Origin of the sequence: Buchnera aphidicola (Aphis nerii), assembly GCF_005083105.1 — a bacterium.
Classification (GTDB): Bacteria; Pseudomonadota; Gammaproteobacteria; order Enterobacterales; family Enterobacteriaceae; genus Buchnera; species Buchnera aphidicola_AS.
On sequence record NZ_CP034885.1, the window covers coordinates 106,916 to 125,057 of the forward strand.

Sequence of the window (18,142 nt, forward strand, 5' to 3'; positions counted from 1 at the left end):
TTAATGATTATTCCAGCATTTGATTTTTTAGATGGTAAAGCAGTTCGTTTATATCAAGGTAATTATTTAAATAAAAAATTTTATGATATAAATTTGTATGAACGTTTTATAGATTATAAAAAAAAGGGAGTCAAAATTATTCATTTAGTAGATTTAAGTGGAACAAAAAATATAGCAAACAAACAATTAAGTTTTTTTAAAGATATAATATATTGTACTCAGATTCCCATTCAAATTGGTGGTGGAATAAGAACAGAAAAAGATATAAATACATTTTTTGAATTAGGTGTTAAGAGAGTAATTCTTGGTTCTTCTGCAATAACAAACAAAAATGCAGTAAAAAAATGGTTAAAAATCTATGGTTCTAATAAAATTGTTTTAGCTTTAGATATTAATATCATAAATAATATTAAAAAAATTGCAATTAATGGTTGGTTAAAAGAAACTAATTCAACTTTAGAAGAAATAATCGATTTTTTTTCTTCTGAAAATTTAAAACATGTACTTTGTACTGATATATCTAAAGATGGTACTTTATCTGGACCAAATATTATATTGTATGAAGAAATTGTAAAAAAATTTAAACATATTAAATTTCAAGCATCGGGTGGAGTATCAAAATTATCTGATATAATTGCTTTAAAAAAAACAGGAGTCAATAGTGTGATTATTGGTCGTAGTTTATTAGAAAAAAAATTCACGATAAAAGAGGCATTAGAATGTTGGCCAAACGAATAATAGCATGTCTTGATGTTAGTAATGGAGTAGTAGTTAAAGGAGTTCAATTTAAAAATCATAAAATTGTAGGTGATATAGTTCCATTAGCTAAACGTTATGCTAAAGAAGGTATTGATGAATTGGTTTTTTATGATATTACAGCTGCAACTAGTAATAAATTGGTAGATAGAAGTTGGATAGAAAAAATTGCAGAAGTAATTAATATTCCCTTTTGTGTGGCTGGTGGAATTAAAAGTGTAGATGATGTAAAAAATATATTATCCTTTGGTGCTGATAAAATATCAATTAATTCTGCTGCGTTAATTGATCCTAGTTTGATAACAAGAATTGCAGATTGTTTTGGTGTACAATGTATGGTCGTAGGAATTGATTCATGGTTTGATAAATCAAAACAATTTTATATGGTACAACAATATACAGGTGATATTAATCGTACCTATCAAACTAACTGGAAAACATATGATTGGATTAAAGAAGTTCAAAAAAATGGTGCTGGAGAAATTGTTTTAAATATGATGAATACAGATGGGTTACAAAATGGATATGACTTAATTCAGTTAAAAAAAATGAGAAAAATATGTAAAGTACCATTAATCGCATCGGGTGGAGCAGGGAATGTAGAACATTTTTATGAGGCATTACATTTTTCTAATGTTGATGGAGTATTGGCGGCTTCTGTTTTTCATAAAAATATTGTAAATATAAAATTATTAAAAAATTTTTTAATTAAGAAAGGATTGGAAATTCGAAAATGTTAATAAAACAAAAAAAAATATTTAAGTTAGATTGGGATAAAACTAATGGCATGATTCCAGTCATAATACAAGATCATTTGTCTAATGAAGTTTTAATGCATGGTTATATGAATAAAGATGCATTTTTAAAAACACAAAAAGAAGGTTTTGTTACTTTTTATTCTCGTAGTAAAAAAAGATTATGGATGAAAGGTGAAACATCTGGAAATTTTTTAAGAGTAATAGAAATAACTACAGATTGTGATTGTGATTCATTATTGATTTTAGTCGAACCTACTGGAAAAACATGTCATTTGAATAAAAAAAGTTGTTTTTTTTTAAAAAATAATTATTTATCTTTTCTTTATGAATTAGAAAGAATAATAGAAGATAGAAAAAAAAATAATATAAAAAATTCATATACATCTAGTTTGTATCAATCTGGAACTCAACGAATAGCACAAAAAGTCGGTGAAGAAGCTGTGGAAACAATATTAGCTGCCATGAAAAAAGATACAAATGAATTAATCAATGAATCTTCAGATTTAATTTATCATTTAATTGTATTATTACATGATCAGAATTTAAATTTTAATTTAATTATTGAAAACTTAAAAAAAAGAAGACAATAAGATTATAAAATTTTTACTCTTGAATTAATTAAATTAATATTTTTATAAAATAATTAATAAAAAATATTTAGCTTATAATATTTTAACTTTATTTTAATTTCAAAAAATTTCAATAAAATTAACATATATATAATATATGTAATTTTCTCTTATTGTTCAAATCAAATCAGATAAAAAATATAAAAAATTTGTAGGATCATAAGATATACAACTAAATTTTATTATTGTAGCATTCTTATTTTTTTCAATGTTTATTAAAATTTTTTATGTACTAAAAATGAAAAATTGAAAATATTTATAATATCATTTATTGTGTAATGTATATAATTTAATAGTTTTGAAAAATAATATCTTTTAAAACCGGAGAAAAAAATGTCAAAACAACAGATTGGTGTTATAGGTATGGCTGTTATGGGTCGTAATTTAGCATTAAATATTGCAAGTAAAAATTATCGTGTATCTATTTTTAATAGAACTAGATCAACAACAGAAGAAGTAATAAAACAAAACAAAGGAAATAATCTTTTTCCATATTTTTCTATTAAAGATTTTATAAATTCGTTAATTAAACCAAGATGTATTTTATTGATGGTAAAAGCAGGATCTCCTACAGATAATACTATTTTATCTATTCTTCCGTATTTAGAGAAAGGAGATATATTAATTGATGGAGGAAATACTTTTTATAAGGATTCTATTAGAAGAAATAATGATCTTTATGAAAAAGGTATACATTTTATTGGAATGGGTGTTTCTGGGGGTGAATTTGGAGCATTGCATGGTCCGTCTATTATGCCAGGTGGATCAAAAGAAGCATATAACCTTGTTTCTTCTATTTTAAAAGAAATATCTGCTAAATTTAATAAAGAATCTTGTGTTTCTTACATTGGTCCTAATGGTTCAGGTCACTATGTAAAAATGATTCATAATGGAATTGAATATGGTGATATGCAATTAATTTCAGAATCATATTTTATTTTAAAAAATTTATTAAATTTAAATAACGAAGAACTTTCAAATATATTTTCTGATTGGAATAAAGGTGAATTAAATAGTTACTTGATTGAGATAACAAAAAATATTTTTGTTAAAAAAGATGAAAATAATTGTTATTTATTAGATTCAATCGTAGATGAAGCAGAAGACAAAGGAACTGGTAAGTGGATTAGTAAAAATGCTTTAGAGTTAAGAGAACCTCTTACATTAATTACAGAATCTGTTTTTTCAAGATATTTATCTGTACTTAAAGAACAGCGTATTAAAGCTTCAAAGATTTTGAAAGGTCCTGCGTTGATTTATATATCTTATGAAAATAGAAAACAATTCATTGAAGAAGTTCGAAGAGCTTTATACTTAGGAAAAATTATTTCTTATGCACAAGGTTTTGCTCAATTAAAAAAAGCATCAGAAAAATATTTTTGGAATTTAAAATACGGCAAAATTGCTAAAATTTTTAGAGCTGGGTGTATTATAAGAGCTAATTTTTTAGAAAAAATAATAGATGCATTTGATATGGATAATAATATAATTAATTTATTATTAACACCTTATTTTTCAAAAATATCTAATGAATATGAAAAATCTTTACGAAATATTGTTATATATGGAATAAAATATGGAATTCCTATTCCTGCTTTTACTTCTGCTATATCATATTATGATAGTTATAGAACTGCATCATCATCAGCTAATTTAATTCAAGCTCAAAGAGATTATTTTGGTGCACATACTTATAAAAGAAATGATAAAATAGGATATTTTCATACAGATTGGTTAGTTAAAGAATAATTTAAACTATAAATATTTTAGTTTTCTATAAATTAAGTTAATTATATAATTTATTATGATTTTTATATTTTTTAATATAGCAGAAGATGTTTAAATATATCTCTCTGCTACTAATTTGTAAGATAGAAAAATATAAATATATATTGAAAATATAGGTAAAATAATGCGTTTATGTGATCAAGATATTGAGCAATGGTTAATTAATAAAAAATTAATTATTCAACCATATCCTAAAAAAGAACTTATTAATGGAATTACTGTCGATATACATCTTGGAAATACATTTCGTATTTTTTATGATCATACTATATCTTGCATCGATCTTAGTAGTTCACAAAAAAAAATATCCAAAAATCTAAATAAATTAATGAGCAACGAAAAATCATTTTCTAAAAAAAATCCGTTTTTTTTAAAACCAAAAACTTTAGTATTATTTTCAACTTTAGAAAGTATAACCTTGCCAAATAATTTAGTTGGTTGGTTAGATGGTCGCTCTTCTTTAGCTAGACTTGGCTTAATGATTCATGTAACGTCTCATCGAATTGACCCTGGCTGGAATGGTAATATAGTTTTAGAAATTTTTAATGCTGGAAATTTAACATTAGTATTAACTCCAAAAATTAAAATTGCAGCATTAAGTTTTGAATTACTTTCAAAATCAGTCGATAGACCTTATAGTAATCGCAGTGAATCAAAATATAAAATTCAAAATGGAGTTGTTCCTAGTCTTATTTATAAAGAAGAGATATTATAAACATATAATATTTTTTAAAAATTTATTTATATATTTTAAAATAAATTCTTTATTATTATTTTTTTGTATATTATATTGTTGGTTTTAACAAATAAAATATTATTTATGTCTATTGAACCTAGAAAAATACTAGTTACTTGTGCTTTACCATATGCAAATGGTCCTATTCATATAGGACATATGTTAGAGCATATTCAAGCAGATATTTGGGTACGTTATCAAAGAATGCGAGGCCATGAAGTTTGGTTTATTTCTTCAGATGATGCGCATGGTACTGCTGTTATGTTACGTGCTAAAGACCTTGGCATTTCAGAAAAACAATTGATAAGAAAAACTCAAAAAGAACACAAAATAGATTTTATGAATTTTAATATTTCTTATGATAATTATCATACTACACATAGTACAGAAAACTTGTTTTTACTTAGAAAGATATTTTATTGTTTAAATAATAAAAAACTTTTAAATAAAAAAACAATTATTCAATTATATGATAATAAAGAAAAAATATTTCTTCCAGATAGATTTATAAAAGGAACTTGTCCTGTTTGTTATTCAGAAAATCAATATGGAGATGTTTGTGAAGTATGTAGTGCAATTTATGATCCTGTAGATTTAATTAATTCTGTTTCCGTGATTTCAAATACAGCTCCAATTTTAAAAAATACTGAACATTTATATTTTAATTTACCTGTTTTTACAGATATGTTAAATAAATGGATACATTCTGGTGTTTTAGATGAGTCTATAATTAAAAAAACAGAGGAGTGGTTAAAGTTAGGATTAAAAACTTGGTGTATTTCTCGAGATTATCCATATTTTGGTTTTAAAATCCCAAATTTTTATAATAAATATTTTTATGTTTGGTTAGATGCTCCTATCGGTTATATAAGTGCATTTAAAAATCTTTGTTTGAAAAATAAAAATTTAAATTTTAATGATTTTTGGAATGAAAAATCAAAATATGAACTCTATCATTTTATTGGTAAAGATATTATTTATTTTCATACATTATTTTGGCCTTCAATATTAGAAGCGTCGTCTTTTCGAAAACCAAACGGTATTTTTGCACATGGTCATCTTACAATAAATGGATTAAAATTATCAAAATCCAAAGGTCTCTTAATTAAAGCATCAGATTGGCTAAAATGTTTTGATTCTGATAGTTTACGTTATTATTATGCAAGTAAATTAACAAATAATATTAATGATATTGAAATGAATTTAGATGATTTTGTCTATAAAGTAAACAGTGATATTGTAAATAAATTAGTAAATTTAGCTTCAAGAAGCGCAAGTTTTATTAATAAATATTTTAATGGATATTTATCTGATAAATTAGACGATTTTTCTTTATATGAAGTTTTTATTAATTCAAACAAAGAAATTGAAAGTTTTTTTGAAAATAGAAAGTTTAGTTCTATTGTCAAAATTTCCATGAAATTATTAGATTTAGCTAATCAATATATTAATGACAACAAACCTTGGAAAATTCAAACAAAAATTCAAAAAAATAATAGATTACATGTGATTTGTACTATGGGGATTAATCTATTTAGAATTATTATGATTTATTTAAAACCTATTATTCCTGTTTTATCTGAAAAAACAGAATCATTTTTAATGTCAAGTTTAGTTTGGAATGAAATTAAAAAACCATTATTATCTAAAAAAATCAAAAATTTCCCAAGATTATACGAAAGAATAAGTTCTGATAAAATATTACAATTATTTACATTATCTAAGTAATTTTTAAATATTTTAATTTATATTTATTGAATTAGACAAAAAAATAATCATATTTTAATTTTGTAGTATGTATCCAAGATATTTTCCATTTATGTTTGTTGTTTTCTGTATTTTTTTGATTAACAACAAAAACTCCTAATGCACTGATTAATTTATTGTCATAAAACAAAAGAGGAATTTGATGACGTAACCAAGGTGGAATATTATGTTCTTGCCAGATTTTTTTAATGCTTTTTTGTCTATTTTCTCCTAAAATTAATATTTTTCCATCATATTGAAAACGAATATTAATTAATTCATTATTTCCAGGCATTGGTATGCTAATGCCTTCTTTTTTATTTTTAACAATATATCCAAAATTATTTGGAAGAGTTAATTTATAATGAACGTTATGCCAAAATATTATCATATTTTTTATATTTTTTTTTGTTTCAATAAAATATAAAGACTCTTTATAACATCTAATTTCGTTTTTTTTAATAATTATTTTGATGTTGTATTTTTTTTTACTATGTATAATTTCATTGTATATAGATTGAATAGTTTTATATGATGGTGATTTTATATTTTTTAAAAGAATCCAATATCGAATTAATCCTTTACATACTTCTTCTGTTAAATTTTTAAAATTTTTAATATTTAAACATTCATGAAAATGAAGAAATTTTTCAATTTTTTCTTTTAAAAGTATATTTTTTAATTTTGTTTCTTCATTACATATTTTTGTAGTGCGAAAACAATTTTTTAAAAAAAAAGGCCATTTTTTTTCTAAAACTGAAATTATTTTATGTCGTATAAAATTACGATCATAATTTGTGTTAAAATTTGTAAAATCTTCAATCCATATTAAATTATTATATTCAGCCCACTTTTTCAATTCATTTTTTGTTTTTGTTAAAAACGGACGAATAATTTTAGTTTTTCCAAAGGTTCTTTCAGAAGACATTGCAGATAATCCAGTAGGACCACTACCGCGCTTTAAAGATAAAAATAATGTTTCACATTGATCATTTAAATGATGAGCTGTTAATAGTATCTCGTTATGTAATAAATGCTTATAAATTAAATTATATCTTTTAATACGTAATTGTTCTTCAATATTTTTAGTAATTTTTGTATTTATTTCTTCAATAATCAATGGTATGTAATTTTTTTTACAAGTATTAATACAATGTATTTGCCATTTTTTTGAATTTTCATGAAGATTATGATTAATATGAATTGCACGTATATTAACATCAGTATTTATTTCTTTGAATTTTAATAATTGATATAATAGTACTGTAGAATCCATTCCACCACTATATGCTATTAAAAATAATTTATATTTTTTAATTATATCTGTAATCAAAGTAATAATTGCCTAATGTTAAATATTTTAAATTTTTATTACGTTCGAGTGGACTTGAACCACCAACTTCCACCATGTCATAGTGGTGCTCTAACCAATTGAGCTACGAACGTAAAATTTAGAATAATTATTTAAATTAAATATATCATAAAAATATTTTTTCCTCTATATTAAATTTATTTTTAGTAATAAATATTATTACATTTAGGGGTTTTTATGTTTACAGGTATTGTTAATGGTATTGTTCAAATTATTTGTATAAATAAGAAAAAAAAATTATATACATATACTATGTCTTTTCCATCTGTTTTATTAGAAAAATTACAACTCGGTGCTTCAGTGTCACATAACGGATGTTGTTTAACAGTTAAAAGTATCGATAATTATTATATATCTTTTGATGTTGTAAATGTAACACTTGAACATACAAATTTAGGATATTTTAATGTAGGTGATTATCTCAATGTTGAAAGGTCTGTAAAATACGGTGATGAAATTGGTGGTCATATTGTATCTGGTCATATTATAAATACAGGAGTAATTTCTAAAATATTGCAATCAGATAATAATTATATTATATGGATTAAAATAAAAGATTTATCTTTAATAAAATATATTTTTCATAAAGGTTTTATTTGTTTAGATGGAATAAGTTTAACAGTTGTAAATATTATTAAAGATGAATTTTGTGTTAGTATAATACCGGAAACTTTGTCATTAACAACAATAGGTTCTAAAAAAATTGGAGAATTAATTAATATTGAAATTGATTTATATACTCAAATGACTGTAGATACAACAGAACGTTTAGTAAAAAATCACATTATTGATAAATATAAATAATTTAAATATTTTTTATAACATTTTATTTTTTATGCATGGAAGTTACACGTGAAAAATTATTTTCTATTTTTTATATCAAACATATTAGTTGATAACTTTATTTTAGTAAAGTTTCTTAGTTTATGTCCATTTACCGGAGCTTCAAATAAATTAGAAACTTCAATAGGTATTAGTTTGGCTACTACTTTTGTAGTTTTTATATCTACTATTTTTTTATGGTGTATTAACTTTTTAATTCTATCTCCTTTTAATTTAATTTATTTGAGAATTATTATATATATGTTGATAATTTCATTTTTTGTGCAATTTTTAGAAATAATTTTACGTAATACTAGTCCTTTTTTATATCGTATACTTGGTATTTTTTTACCACTAATTACAACTAATTGTGCGGTTTTAGCAATTCCTTTATTTTGTTTATATGAAAATTATACATTTTTTGAATCAATTATTTATGCTTGTAGTGCTTCTTTAGGTTTTTCTTTAGTTATTATCATATTTTCAAGTATTAGAGAACGTATATTATTATCTGATATTCCTGTTATATTTAATGGTTCTCCTATTATCCTTATTACTATAAGTTTAATTTCTATTTCTTTTATGGGTTTTAAAGGTTTAATAAGAATTTAATTATGTTTATAATAATTATTTTAGTTTTTTCGATACTGTCTTTTTTGTTAGGTTTAATACTATCATATACTGATTATATTTTTCCTGTAAAAACAGAAGCACTTGTAAATAAAGTTAATGATATATTACCTCAAAGTCAATGTGCACAATGTGGATATTCGGGATGCTATCCTTATGCAAAAGCAATAATAAATAAAAATGAAAAAATTAATAAGTGTGTTCCTGGAGGAGATGATTTACTAATTAAAATGAGTAAATTATTAAATTTAGATAAAAATTCAAAAGATGTAAATAATCATAATGCATCATTTGTATATACAAAAGTAAAGATTGATGAAATAAATTGTGTAGGATGTTCTAAATGTGTTTTATTTTGTCCAGTAGATGCAATAATTGGAGCTCCTAATTTTGTGCATACAGTAATACAAAATTCTTGTACTGGTTGTAATATTTGTATATTACATTGTCCCACTAATTGTATTAAAATAGTTGAAGAATAATATATTATGTTAATAATAAAACTTTTTTTAAAAAAATTATGGAATAATTTTAAATTTAATGTAATTAATAAAAAAAAAATATAATTTTTCAGGTGGAGTTAAATGTTTACCAATAAATCAAGACACAAATAAATATATTATTAACTATGTTCCTTATCCTACAAAATTTTTTATTTATGTAAAATATAATACTTTAAAAAAAAATATGTTAAGAGTGAAAATTAATCAAAAAGTATTATGTGGTGAACCTTTGACTTTTGGTGATTCATCAAGTGTTCCTATACATTCACCTACCTCTGGCTTGATTGAAAATGTAGAATTTTATTCTAAACACGTTGATTTAAATCAAGAAAACATCAAAATTACTATTATATCTGATCATTTAGAACAGTGGATTAGATTAAAAAAAATTAATAATTATAAATTATATTCACCTAAAAGTTTAATAAAAATTATCTATCAATTAGGTATAGTAGGTCTTGGAGGTGCTCAATTTTCTTCTGCTAAGAAGTTAATATTAAGTATCAATAAAGTACATACTTTAATTATAAATGCTGTTGAAAGTGATCCTTATATAACTGCAGATTATTCTTTAATGCATAATTATTTTAATGAAATATTTATAGGATGTGAAATTATATCTTGGATATCTAAAGTAGAAAAAATTTTAATTGTTATTCAAGAAGATAAAATTGAACTTATTTCAAAAATTCAATTACTAATTGAAAATAAAAAATTGTTCAAAATTTGTATTTTGAAAAAAAAATATCCTGGAGGTAGTAGTAAAATAATTATTAAATCTTTAACAGGAAAAGAAATTCCTAATGGAAAACATGCTATAGATATAGGATATCTTATTTTTAATATTTCTACTGTATATGCTATTAAAAGAGCTGTTATTAATGGAGAACCGTTAATTCATAGAATTATTAGTTTATATGATTATCAAAATAATTTATCAAAAAATTTTTTAATTAGAATAGGAACTCCTATAAATTTTTTTTTAAATTATTTAAAAATTGATAATAATTTAAATTATAAAATTTATCTAGGAGGGATGTTTATGAAAGATTTACTAACTAATTTAAATTATTCAATATCAAAAGATATGAATTCTATTTTAATAAAAAAATATAAAAAAAAAAATAAAAAACTGATTAATTATTCATGTATTAATTGTGGTTATTGTGTTCAAGTATGTCCAATTAATTTACTTCCTCAAAAATTATATTTATATTCTAAAAATAATAATCATAAAGATGCAAAAAAATCTTATATTATGGATTGTATTGAGTGTAGAATTTGTGAAAAAGTTTGTCCTAGTAATATTAATTTAGTTAAATATTTTAAAAATGAAAAAAAACAACAAAATAAAATAAAAATAGAAATCAATCAAAAAAAAATATTTTTTGATCTTTTTCAATTACGAGAAAAAAGAATTTTAAGTCAAAAAGAAAATATCTATAAAAATAAAAATTATTTTAATCATTTAAGTTTAATAGAATCTAATATTTTAGAAAAATTATCAACAAAAAAATTGATTAGCAATAAAGAAATTGAAAAAAATATCAGAAAAGAAATACTACGATCGTCAATAAAACGTGTAAAATTAAAAAATAAAATTTTATAATTCTAACTTTAAAACAATATAAATATGAATCTTTCTATATATAATAATTATACTGTAAAAGAAATTATGTTTTTTGTGATTATAGCCTCTATTCCAGCTATATTTACAGAATGTTATTTTTTTGGTTTCATTATATTAATACAAATATTATTATTTATAATATTTTCTTTAATTTTTGAAATAATTATATTGAAAATACGTCAAAAAAATATTAAAAATAATATATTAGATAATTCATCAATTGTAACTTCAGTTTTGTTGGGTTTAAGTATTCCTTGTACACTAACTTGGTGGATGATAATTATTGGTGCTTTTTTTTCTATTGTTGTTTCTAAACATTTGTATGGTGGGTTAGGACAAAATATATTTAATCCAGCTATGATTGGATATGCTGTATTATTAATATCTTTTCCTTTATATATGAGTTCTTGGAATAAAGAAAATACTAATTTATTTTCTTTAAATGATTTGAAAACTTCAATAAATAAAATTTTTTTTAAAACAAGTAAAAGTGATTTTTTAATTAGTAGTGATCCTGAAGATTTTACTGAAGCAACTCCTTTAAATGATCTTAAAAATAAATCTTATTATAATTATGATATTTCTTTAAAAAATTTAACATCACAAAACAAAAAAATAACTGTTTTTTCAGCTTATAATTATATTAATATAAGTTTTTTATTAGGTGGTTTTTTTTTATTATATAAAAAAATTATTTGTTGGCGTATTCCATTTAGTTTTTTATTTTCTTTCTTTTTTTTATCAGTGATTAATTTTTTATTTTCAATAAATCCTATTGTTTCTCCATTCTTTCATCTTTTTTCTGGTGGAACAATGATATGTGCATTTTTTATTGCTACTGATCCAGTTACTACCTCTTATAGCAATATAGGTAAAATTATTTTTGGTTCAATAGTTGGCTTATTAGTTTATATAATTCGAAATTATAGTGATTATCCAGATGGAGTGGCATTTTCAGTGTTATTTGGAAACATGTTAGTCCCATTAATAGATAATTTTTTAAAAACATCTGGATATGGTCATCGAGATATATGAAACATTTTATAAAAATATTAAAAAGTTCATTTATAATGAGCATTTTTTCTATTTTATCTTTATGTGTTGTTGAATATATAAATTATATTACGAAAAATCAAATAACAAATCAAAAAGAACAAGAAAAACAAATTTTTATTCAACAAGTCATACCACATGATCTTTATAATACTTACAAAGTAAAAAAATATTTAGTAAGTAATTCATTATTAGGAGATGCAAAAAAACATAGTTTGTGGATGCTTTTAAAGAACGAAACAGTAAAAATTGCTATTGTTGAAAGTACTGCTCCAGATGGATATTCTGGTTCAATTTATATATTAGTAGCAGCATACTTAAATGGAAAAATTATTGGTGTAAGAGTATTATCACATAAAGAAACTCCTGGAATTGGAGATAAAATTGATTTATCTATTTCTAATTGGATTACTAAATTTAAAAATTTAAGTGTTAAAAATGTTGAAGATAATCATGTATTATTAAAAAAATATGGCGGTGAAATCGAACAATTTACTGGTGCAACCATTACACCTCAAGCAGTTACAAATGCTATAAAAAGAACAGTAATTTTCATTAAGAAAATACCATTAATATTTTCTTTAGAGAGATAATAAATATATGAAATGGAATGATTTTTTTAAGAAAAGATTATGGTATAATAATTCTTCTTTAGTACAACTTTTAGGTTTGTGTCCAGTTTTAGCCATGACTACCAATGTAGTAAATTCAATCGGATTAGGTATTGCTACAACATTTATATTAACTATTACGAATACTATTATTTCTATGTTTAAATATATAATACCAAAAAATATTAGAATTCCTATTTTTATGTTAATTGTTTCTTCAACAGTTACTTGTATAGAAATGATACTGCATGCATATCAATTTAATTTATATAAATCGTTAGGTGTATTTATTCCATTAATTGTAACAAATTGTATTGTGATTGGTAGGGCAGAATCTATAGCTTATCAAAGTTCTATTTTAGTTTCTTTTTTTGATGGATTATTAACAGGTTTAGGATCAACATTAGCAATGTTCTGTATGGGTTCAATAAGAGAAATATTAGGCCATGGAACTTTTTTATTTGGGATAAATAAAATTTTTAATATTTTAGAAAATAATTACTTTTTTACTATATTAAATAGAAATGAAATAATGATTTTAGCTGTTTCTCCGCCAGGCGGTTTTTTAATTTTAGGTTTTTTAATTGCTTTTAAAAATTTTCTAGATAAACGAAAAAATAAAAAATATGAATGCAAAAAAACGTTATAAAATTTTATCATTATTCCAAAACAATTATCCAAATCCCAAAACAGAATTAATTTTTTCATCAAATTTTGAATTATTAATATCATTAATTTTATCTGCTCAGGCAACTGATATAGTAGTAAATAAAACAACTCGTGTTTTATTTAAAGTAGCTAATACGCCTGAAAGTATTTTACAATTAGGTATAGAGCAATTAAAATATTACATTAAAAGCGTTGGTTTATATAATACTAAAGCTGAAAATATTATTAAAACATCTTTTTTATTATTTCATAAATATCGAAATGAAATTCCTAATAATCGTGTTAAACTTGAATCTTTACCTGGTGTAGGAAGAAAAACAGCAAATATTATTTTAAATTTATTATTTAATAAAAAAACTATTGCTGTAGATACACATGTTTTTCGAGTTTCCAACCGAACTGGTTTTGCTATAGGAGACAATGTTATTAAAGTTGAAAAAAAATTAATGAAATTTGTTCCATCTATATTTAAAAGAAATGTTCATTTTTGGTTTGTTTATCATGGACGTTATATTTGTCAGGCAAGAAAAATACAATGTAATATTTGTTTGATAAGCAAATTTTGTGAATTTACGAATAACAAATTTATAATATAATATATGAATATATAAGTGATTATTGTAAGCGTTGTTTTACCTCTTCCAATTAGATCGTATTTTAACTATATATTACCATCTTCTATGGAACCTATAATTGGTGCTCGTGTTATTGTGCCATTTCGTTCAAAAAATGTTATAGGTATTATTATTTCAATTAATACTATAAAAAATATTAACATTAAAAACTTTAAATTTATTAAACGTATTATTGATAATGAGTCAATTTTTAATGTTTCATTATTAAATATTTTAATATGGTTGAGTAAATATTATCAATATCCTATAGGAAGTATATTTTCTTTAATTTTACCAAATATTTTAAGTTCTAAAGATATAGCATTAAGTAAAAATAAGATTTTTTTAAAAGATGATATAAATAAAGTTAATAAATTTATAATGAATAAAGTTTTTTTTGTAAGTAAAAAAAATTTATTTAAAATACGTCAAATATTAATCAAAAATTTTTTTATATCTTGGCTGATATCAGAAAAAAATTTATATACAAAAATAAAATTTTATTTAGGACTCTTTAAAGAAATTTTAAAAAAAAATTTACAAATTTTAATTATTGTACCTTTTATTAAAGATGTATATAGAACATTGTTTTTTTTAAAACAATATTTTAATATACCAATCGATATTATCCACTCTAATTTAAGTGACGAGATATTTTTTAATGTATGGATAAAAACTAAAAATGGACAAAATGCTATTGTTATAGGAACAAAAACAAGCATTTTTTTTCCTTTTTTAAAATTAGGTTTAATTATTATTTATGAAGAACACAATTTAATTTATAAAAATATAAAAAAATTTAGATTTAATATCAAAAATATAGCAATATTTCGAGCATATAAAGAAAATATACCTATTATTTTAGATTCAAACACACCTTCTGTAAAAACATTATATAATGTTGTTCAAAAAAAGATTTTTTGGATAAATTTTCATAAAAATCAAAGTTATTCAAATTTTCAACATCAAATTGTTAATTTAAAAAAAGAAAAAATAAGGGCTGGTTTGTCAGATACTTTAATTAATAATATTTTTGAAAACATAAAAAATAATTTTTCAGTTTTATTGATTTATAATTCTTCTAATTTTATTTTTTTAGGTTTAATTTGTAAACATTGTAGTTGGGTTCCTAAGTGCAATATTTGCGATGGTTACTATGAAGTTAATGAATATAGTAATATTGTATTTTGTAAATATTGTTTAATTAATTTTAGAAAACCATTATTTTGTTATAATTGTAATTTTTCTCCATTAACTGTATTTAATTTTGGTATAAGAAAAATTAAAAAAGATATAAAAAAAATATTTCCTAATATACCATTATTATTTTTAATAAGTTTAAAAAATAATATAAAAAAAATAACACATTTAAATTTTTTAAATTTTTCTATTGCTCATTTTGGAATTATTATTGCTACAGAAGAAATAGTGCAAAATTACTATTTTCCTAATGTACGACTAATTGGTTTAATTAATATTGATCATTACTTTTTTTCTTTAAATTTCCGTAATATTGAATATTTTGCTCAATTTTATTTTAATCTTATTAATTTAATACAAAAAAATTCAAAATTTTTAACTATATTGATTCAAACATCTATCCCAAATAATCAAGATTTAATAAATATATGTAATAAAAAATATTTATTTTGTGCTAGTAAAATATTAACTTTAAGAAAAAAGTATTTTTTACCCCCATGTAGTTATCAAGTTATTTTATATTTTTACAGTAAAGATTTTAAACAAAGCTACACGTTTTTTAAATTTATATATATTTTTTTAAAAAAACAATCTAAAAAAGATGGTATTTTATTATGGTTTGTAGGACCAGATCCTGTATTTAAAAAATTTAAAAAAAAATATTTCTATAAATTATTAATTCAATGTTCATCACGTATTTATTTACATAAAATATTACGAATGTCACTTGAAGCTTCAAATTATTTTACTATGTTTAATTATGTTAAATGGTTTATAGAGTTTGATTTGATTTAAATCAAAAATTTTATATATCTTATTTATTGATGTTCAAAAAAAAATGCAATAAAATATTAAAATAATTTAAATTTTTTATTTATTAACAAGGTTATTTAATGAATTATTTCAATTTAATCGACGAATTAAGACAAAGAAATTTAATCTACCATATTACCAATGAAAGTATCTTAAAAAAAAATATTGATCGTAATTTTATTTCACTTTATTGTGGTTTTGATCCCACTGAAGAAAGTTTACATGTAGGTCATCTTTTACCTTTAATCACTCTTAAACGATTTCAAATAATAGGTCATACTCCTGTTGTTTTAATTGGAGGCGGAACAAGTTTAATTGGAGATCCTAGTTTTAAAGAAAAAGAACGTTTATTAAACTTTAGTAATAACATTGATATATGGACAATTAAAATAAGCAAACAAATATCTTCTTTCTTAGATTTTAATTGTGGTAAAAATAGTGCAATTATATTAAATAATAAAACATGGTTTGAAAAAATTAATATTTTATCTTTTCTACGTGACATTGGGAAACATTTTTCCATTAATAGTATGATTAATAGAGAATCAGTAAAAAAACGCATAAAAACAATTGGTCAAGGAATTTCTTTTACAGAATTTTCATACAGTTTATTGCAAGCATATGACTTTTTTATGTTAAATAAAAAAAATCAAGTTTCTCTTCAAATCGGAGGATCAGATCAATGGGGTAATATTTCTTCAGGTATGCACTTAATCAATCGTATATTAAAAAAAGAAGTTTATGGTTTAACACTACCTTTATTAATACAATCTAATGGTATTAAATTTGGGAAAACAGAATCTGGAACTATTTGGTTAGATCCGCAAAAAACAACTCCGTATAAATTCTATCAGTTTTGGAAAAACATAGATGATTCTAATGTTTATAATTTTTTAAGATTGTTTACTTTTTTAGATTGTAATGAAATTAATGATAGAGAAGCAAAAAAATATAAAAATGATCAAATTATTAATGATAAATCTTATTTAGCTAAATATCTTACTTGTTTAGTACATGGTGAAGAGAATTTATTATCCGTAGAAAGAATTACAAACATACTTTTTTTAAAAAATATTAAGAATATAAAAAAATCTGATTTACAGCAACTTAAAAAAGATGGTATACCTTTTATTGAAGTATATAAAGTGAAAGATCTTCCAGAAGCATTAGTTTTGTGTTCATTAGCTCAATCTAGAACTCAAGCAAAAAACATGATAATATCTAATTCTATATCTATTAATACGAATAAAATTATAAATAAAAATCATGTTTTTCATGATAATGAAAAGTTGTTTAATCAATTTACTTTACTTTCAAGAGGTAAGAAACATCATTGTCTCATACATTGGAAATAAATTCAAATATCTATTAGTTAATCGAAAAACTTTCTCCACAACCGCAAAATTTATCTAATTTTGGATTAGAAAATTTAAATATTTGATTAATGTTATTTTTTATAAAATCAATTTTAATACCATCTACTAATGGAATGTCTTTTTTATCAATTTGTATTAAAATATTTTTATGAATAAAAGCTATGTTGTTTGCTTCTGATATATTCTTACTATTAATTAATTCCATGATATACCTAAAACCTGCACATCCAGATTTTTTTACAGTTATTTTTATTCCTTTATTATCTGTATTAAGATTAATTAAAAATAATATTTGTTTTATAGCATTTTGAGTAATTTTAATTCCTTTCAATTTATATTGATTAAATAGATAAGATTTGTTTTGTTTTTCTTTCATTTTTTCCTCTTTTATTAAATTTAATAAAAATAATATTTTTTAAATAAAAATGTAAATTAT

Annotated in this window: 18 protein-coding genes and 1 tRNA gene; 16 read left to right on the forward strand and 3 right to left on the reverse strand. The window is 21.8% G+C overall.

What is annotated here, in order from left to right; all coding sequences use genetic code 11:
* The first annotated feature begins 3 nt into the window (after positions 1-3).
* From hisA to metG, 6 genes are all read left to right on the forward strand, one after another.
* Entirely contained in the window at positions 4-738 is a 735-nt protein-coding gene (gene hisA, locus D9V64_RS00525; RefSeq protein WP_158366294.1) for a 1-(5-phosphoribosyl)-5-[(5-phosphoribosylamino)methylideneamino]imidazole-4-carboxamide isomerase, read from the forward strand.
* Positions 720-1,496: an imidazole glycerol phosphate synthase subunit HisF gene (gene hisF, locus D9V64_RS00530; RefSeq protein WP_158366295.1), complete on the forward strand. Its 777-nt coding sequence runs from the start codon at positions 720-722 to the stop codon at positions 1,494-1,496. Before hisA ends, hisF begins: the two co-directional genes overlap by 19 nt.
* On the forward strand, positions 1,490-2,104 hold the full coding sequence (gene hisIE / locus D9V64_RS00535) for a bifunctional phosphoribosyl-AMP cyclohydrolase/phosphoribosyl-ATP diphosphatase HisIE (RefSeq protein WP_158366296.1): 615 nt from the start codon (positions 1,490-1,492) through the stop codon (positions 2,102-2,104). Before hisF ends, hisIE begins: the two co-directional genes overlap by 7 nt.
* Before the next feature lie 372 nt (positions 2,105-2,476).
* A complete protein-coding gene (gene gndA, locus D9V64_RS00540) occupies positions 2,477-3,892 on the forward strand; it encodes an NADP-dependent phosphogluconate dehydrogenase (RefSeq protein WP_158366297.1) in 1,416 nt (471 codons plus the stop codon).
* A gap of 163 nt (positions 3,893-4,055) precedes the next feature.
* Complete coding sequence (dcd, locus tag D9V64_RS00545; RefSeq protein ID WP_158366298.1) at positions 4,056-4,646, forward strand: dCTP deaminase; 591 nt, start codon at positions 4,056-4,058, stop codon at positions 4,644-4,646.
* Positions 4,647-4,751: 105 nt separating this feature from the next.
* Positions 4,752-6,395 carry a methionine--tRNA ligase gene (metG, locus tag D9V64_RS00550; RefSeq protein WP_158366299.1) on the forward strand — a complete coding sequence of 548 codons (1,644 nt, stop codon included), beginning with the start codon at positions 4,752-4,754 and terminating at the stop codon, positions 6,393-6,395.
* A 31-nt stretch (positions 6,396-6,426) separates the two neighbouring features.
* Here the strand turns inward: metG and tilS are convergent, their stop codons facing one another.
* Both tilS and D9V64_RS00560 read right to left on the reverse strand, forming a co-directional pair.
* Positions 6,427-7,746: a tRNA lysidine(34) synthetase TilS gene (gene tilS / locus D9V64_RS00555; RefSeq protein ID WP_158366300.1), complete on the reverse strand. Its 1,320-nt coding sequence runs from the start codon at positions 7,744-7,746 to the stop codon at positions 6,427-6,429.
* 39 nt (positions 7,747-7,785) lie between these two features.
* Positions 7,786-7,859, reverse strand: a tRNA-Val gene (locus D9V64_RS00560).
* A 103-nt stretch (positions 7,860-7,962) separates the two neighbouring features.
* On the opposite strand from D9V64_RS00560, the gene D9V64_RS00565 reads away from it, so the two are divergent.
* The 10 genes from D9V64_RS00565 (at position 7,963) to tyrS (ending at position 17,685) form a co-directional block, all read left to right on the forward strand.
* Positions 7,963-8,589, forward strand: coding sequence for a riboflavin synthase subunit alpha (locus D9V64_RS00565; RefSeq protein ID WP_158366301.1), 627 nt, complete (start codon positions 7,963-7,965; stop codon positions 8,587-8,589).
* Positions 8,590-8,637: 48 nt separating this feature from the next.
* Positions 8,638-9,219 carry an electron transport complex subunit RsxA gene (rsxA, locus tag D9V64_RS00570; RefSeq protein ID WP_158366302.1) on the forward strand — a complete coding sequence of 194 codons (582 nt, stop codon included), beginning with the start codon at positions 8,638-8,640 and terminating at the stop codon, positions 9,217-9,219.
* A 2-nt stretch (positions 9,220-9,221) separates the two neighbouring features.
* Positions 9,222-9,719 (forward strand): RnfABCDGE type electron transport complex subunit B, encoded by a 498-nt coding sequence (locus D9V64_RS00575; protein ID WP_158366303.1) that lies wholly within the window; start codon positions 9,222-9,224, stop codon positions 9,717-9,719.
* A 67-nt stretch (positions 9,720-9,786) separates the two neighbouring features.
* The gene (gene rsxC / locus D9V64_RS00580; protein WP_158366304.1) at positions 9,787-11,349 is read left to right on the forward strand and encodes an electron transport complex subunit RsxC; all 1,563 of its coding nucleotides are present in this window, start codon (positions 9,787-9,789) and stop codon (positions 11,347-11,349) included.
* Positions 11,350-11,373: 24 nt separating this feature from the next.
* Positions 11,374-12,405, forward strand: a complete 1,032-nt coding sequence (locus D9V64_RS00585; RefSeq protein WP_158366305.1) for an RnfABCDGE type electron transport complex subunit D — start codon at positions 11,374-11,376, stop codon at positions 12,403-12,405.
* Positions 12,402-13,016 (forward strand): electron transport complex subunit RsxG, encoded by a 615-nt coding sequence (gene rsxG, locus D9V64_RS00590; RefSeq protein ID WP_158366306.1) that lies wholly within the window; start codon positions 12,402-12,404, stop codon positions 13,014-13,016. The genes D9V64_RS00585 and rsxG overlap by 4 nt, the downstream gene beginning before the upstream one ends.
* A gap of 7 nt (positions 13,017-13,023) precedes the next feature.
* Positions 13,024-13,683, forward strand: coding sequence for an electron transport complex subunit E (locus tag D9V64_RS00595; protein WP_158366307.1), 660 nt, complete (start codon positions 13,024-13,026; stop codon positions 13,681-13,683).
* Positions 13,661-14,299 (forward strand): endonuclease III, encoded by a 639-nt coding sequence (gene nth / locus D9V64_RS00600; RefSeq protein WP_158366308.1) that lies wholly within the window; start codon positions 13,661-13,663, stop codon positions 14,297-14,299. The genes D9V64_RS00595 and nth overlap by 23 nt, the downstream gene beginning before the upstream one ends.
* A gap of 15 nt (positions 14,300-14,314) precedes the next feature.
* Entirely contained in the window at positions 14,315-16,312 is a 1,998-nt protein-coding gene (gene priA, locus D9V64_RS00605; RefSeq protein ID WP_158366309.1) for a primosomal protein N', read from the forward strand.
* A gap of 98 nt (positions 16,313-16,410) precedes the next feature.
* On the forward strand, positions 16,411-17,685 hold the full coding sequence (gene tyrS / locus D9V64_RS00610; protein ID WP_158366310.1) for a tyrosine--tRNA ligase: 1,275 nt from the start codon (positions 16,411-16,413) through the stop codon (positions 17,683-17,685).
* Positions 17,686-17,698: 13 nt separating this feature from the next.
* On the opposite strand, the gene D9V64_RS00615 is transcribed toward tyrS, so the two are convergent.
* Positions 17,699-18,082, reverse strand: a complete 384-nt coding sequence (locus D9V64_RS00615; protein ID WP_158366311.1) for a HesB/IscA family protein — start codon at positions 18,080-18,082, stop codon at positions 17,699-17,701.
* Positions 18,083-18,142: the final 60 nt, after the last annotated feature.

What these genes read in the sequence shown, in the direction of transcription:
- hisF (WP_158366295.1), top strand. Translation starts at nt 720, where the DNA reads ATGTTGGCCAAACGAATAATAGCATGTCTTGATGTTAGTAATGGAGTA.
- gndA (WP_158366297.1), top strand. Translation starts at nt 2,477, where the DNA reads ATGTCAAAACAACAGATTGGTGTTATAGGTATGGCTGTTATGGGTCGT.
- D9V64_RS00585 (WP_158366305.1), top strand. Translation starts at nt 11,374, where the DNA reads ATGAATCTTTCTATATATAATAATTATACTGTAAAAGAAATTATGTTT.
- D9V64_RS00595 (WP_158366307.1), top strand. Translation starts at nt 13,024, where the DNA reads ATGAAATGGAATGATTTTTTTAAGAAAAGATTATGGTATAATAATTCT.
- metG (WP_158366299.1), top strand. Translation starts at nt 4,752, where the DNA reads ATGTCTATTGAACCTAGAAAAATACTAGTTACTTGTGCTTTACCATAT.
- tyrS (WP_158366310.1), top strand. Translation starts at nt 16,411, where the DNA reads ATGAATTATTTCAATTTAATCGACGAATTAAGACAAAGAAATTTAATC.
- D9V64_RS00565 (WP_158366301.1), top strand. Translation starts at nt 7,963, where the DNA reads ATGTTTACAGGTATTGTTAATGGTATTGTTCAAATTATTTGTATAAAT.
- rsxG (WP_158366306.1), top strand. Translation starts at nt 12,402, where the DNA reads ATGAAACATTTTATAAAAATATTAAAAAGTTCATTTATAATGAGCATT.
- D9V64_RS00575 (WP_158366303.1), top strand. Translation starts at nt 9,222, where the DNA reads ATGTTTATAATAATTATTTTAGTTTTTTCGATACTGTCTTTTTTGTTA.
- hisA (WP_158366294.1), top strand. Translation starts at nt 4, where the DNA reads ATGATTATTCCAGCATTTGATTTTTTAGATGGTAAAGCAGTTCGTTTA.
- nth (WP_158366308.1), top strand. Translation starts at nt 13,661, where the DNA reads ATGAATGCAAAAAAACGTTATAAAATTTTATCATTATTCCAAAACAAT.
- dcd (WP_158366298.1), top strand. Translation starts at nt 4,056, where the DNA reads ATGCGTTTATGTGATCAAGATATTGAGCAATGGTTAATTAATAAAAAA.
- D9V64_RS00615 (WP_158366311.1), bottom strand. Translation starts at nt 18,082, where the DNA reads ATGAAAGAAAAACAAAACAAATCTTATCTATTTAATCAATATAAATTG.
- hisIE (WP_158366296.1), top strand. Translation starts at nt 1,490, where the DNA reads ATGTTAATAAAACAAAAAAAAATATTTAAGTTAGATTGGGATAAAACT.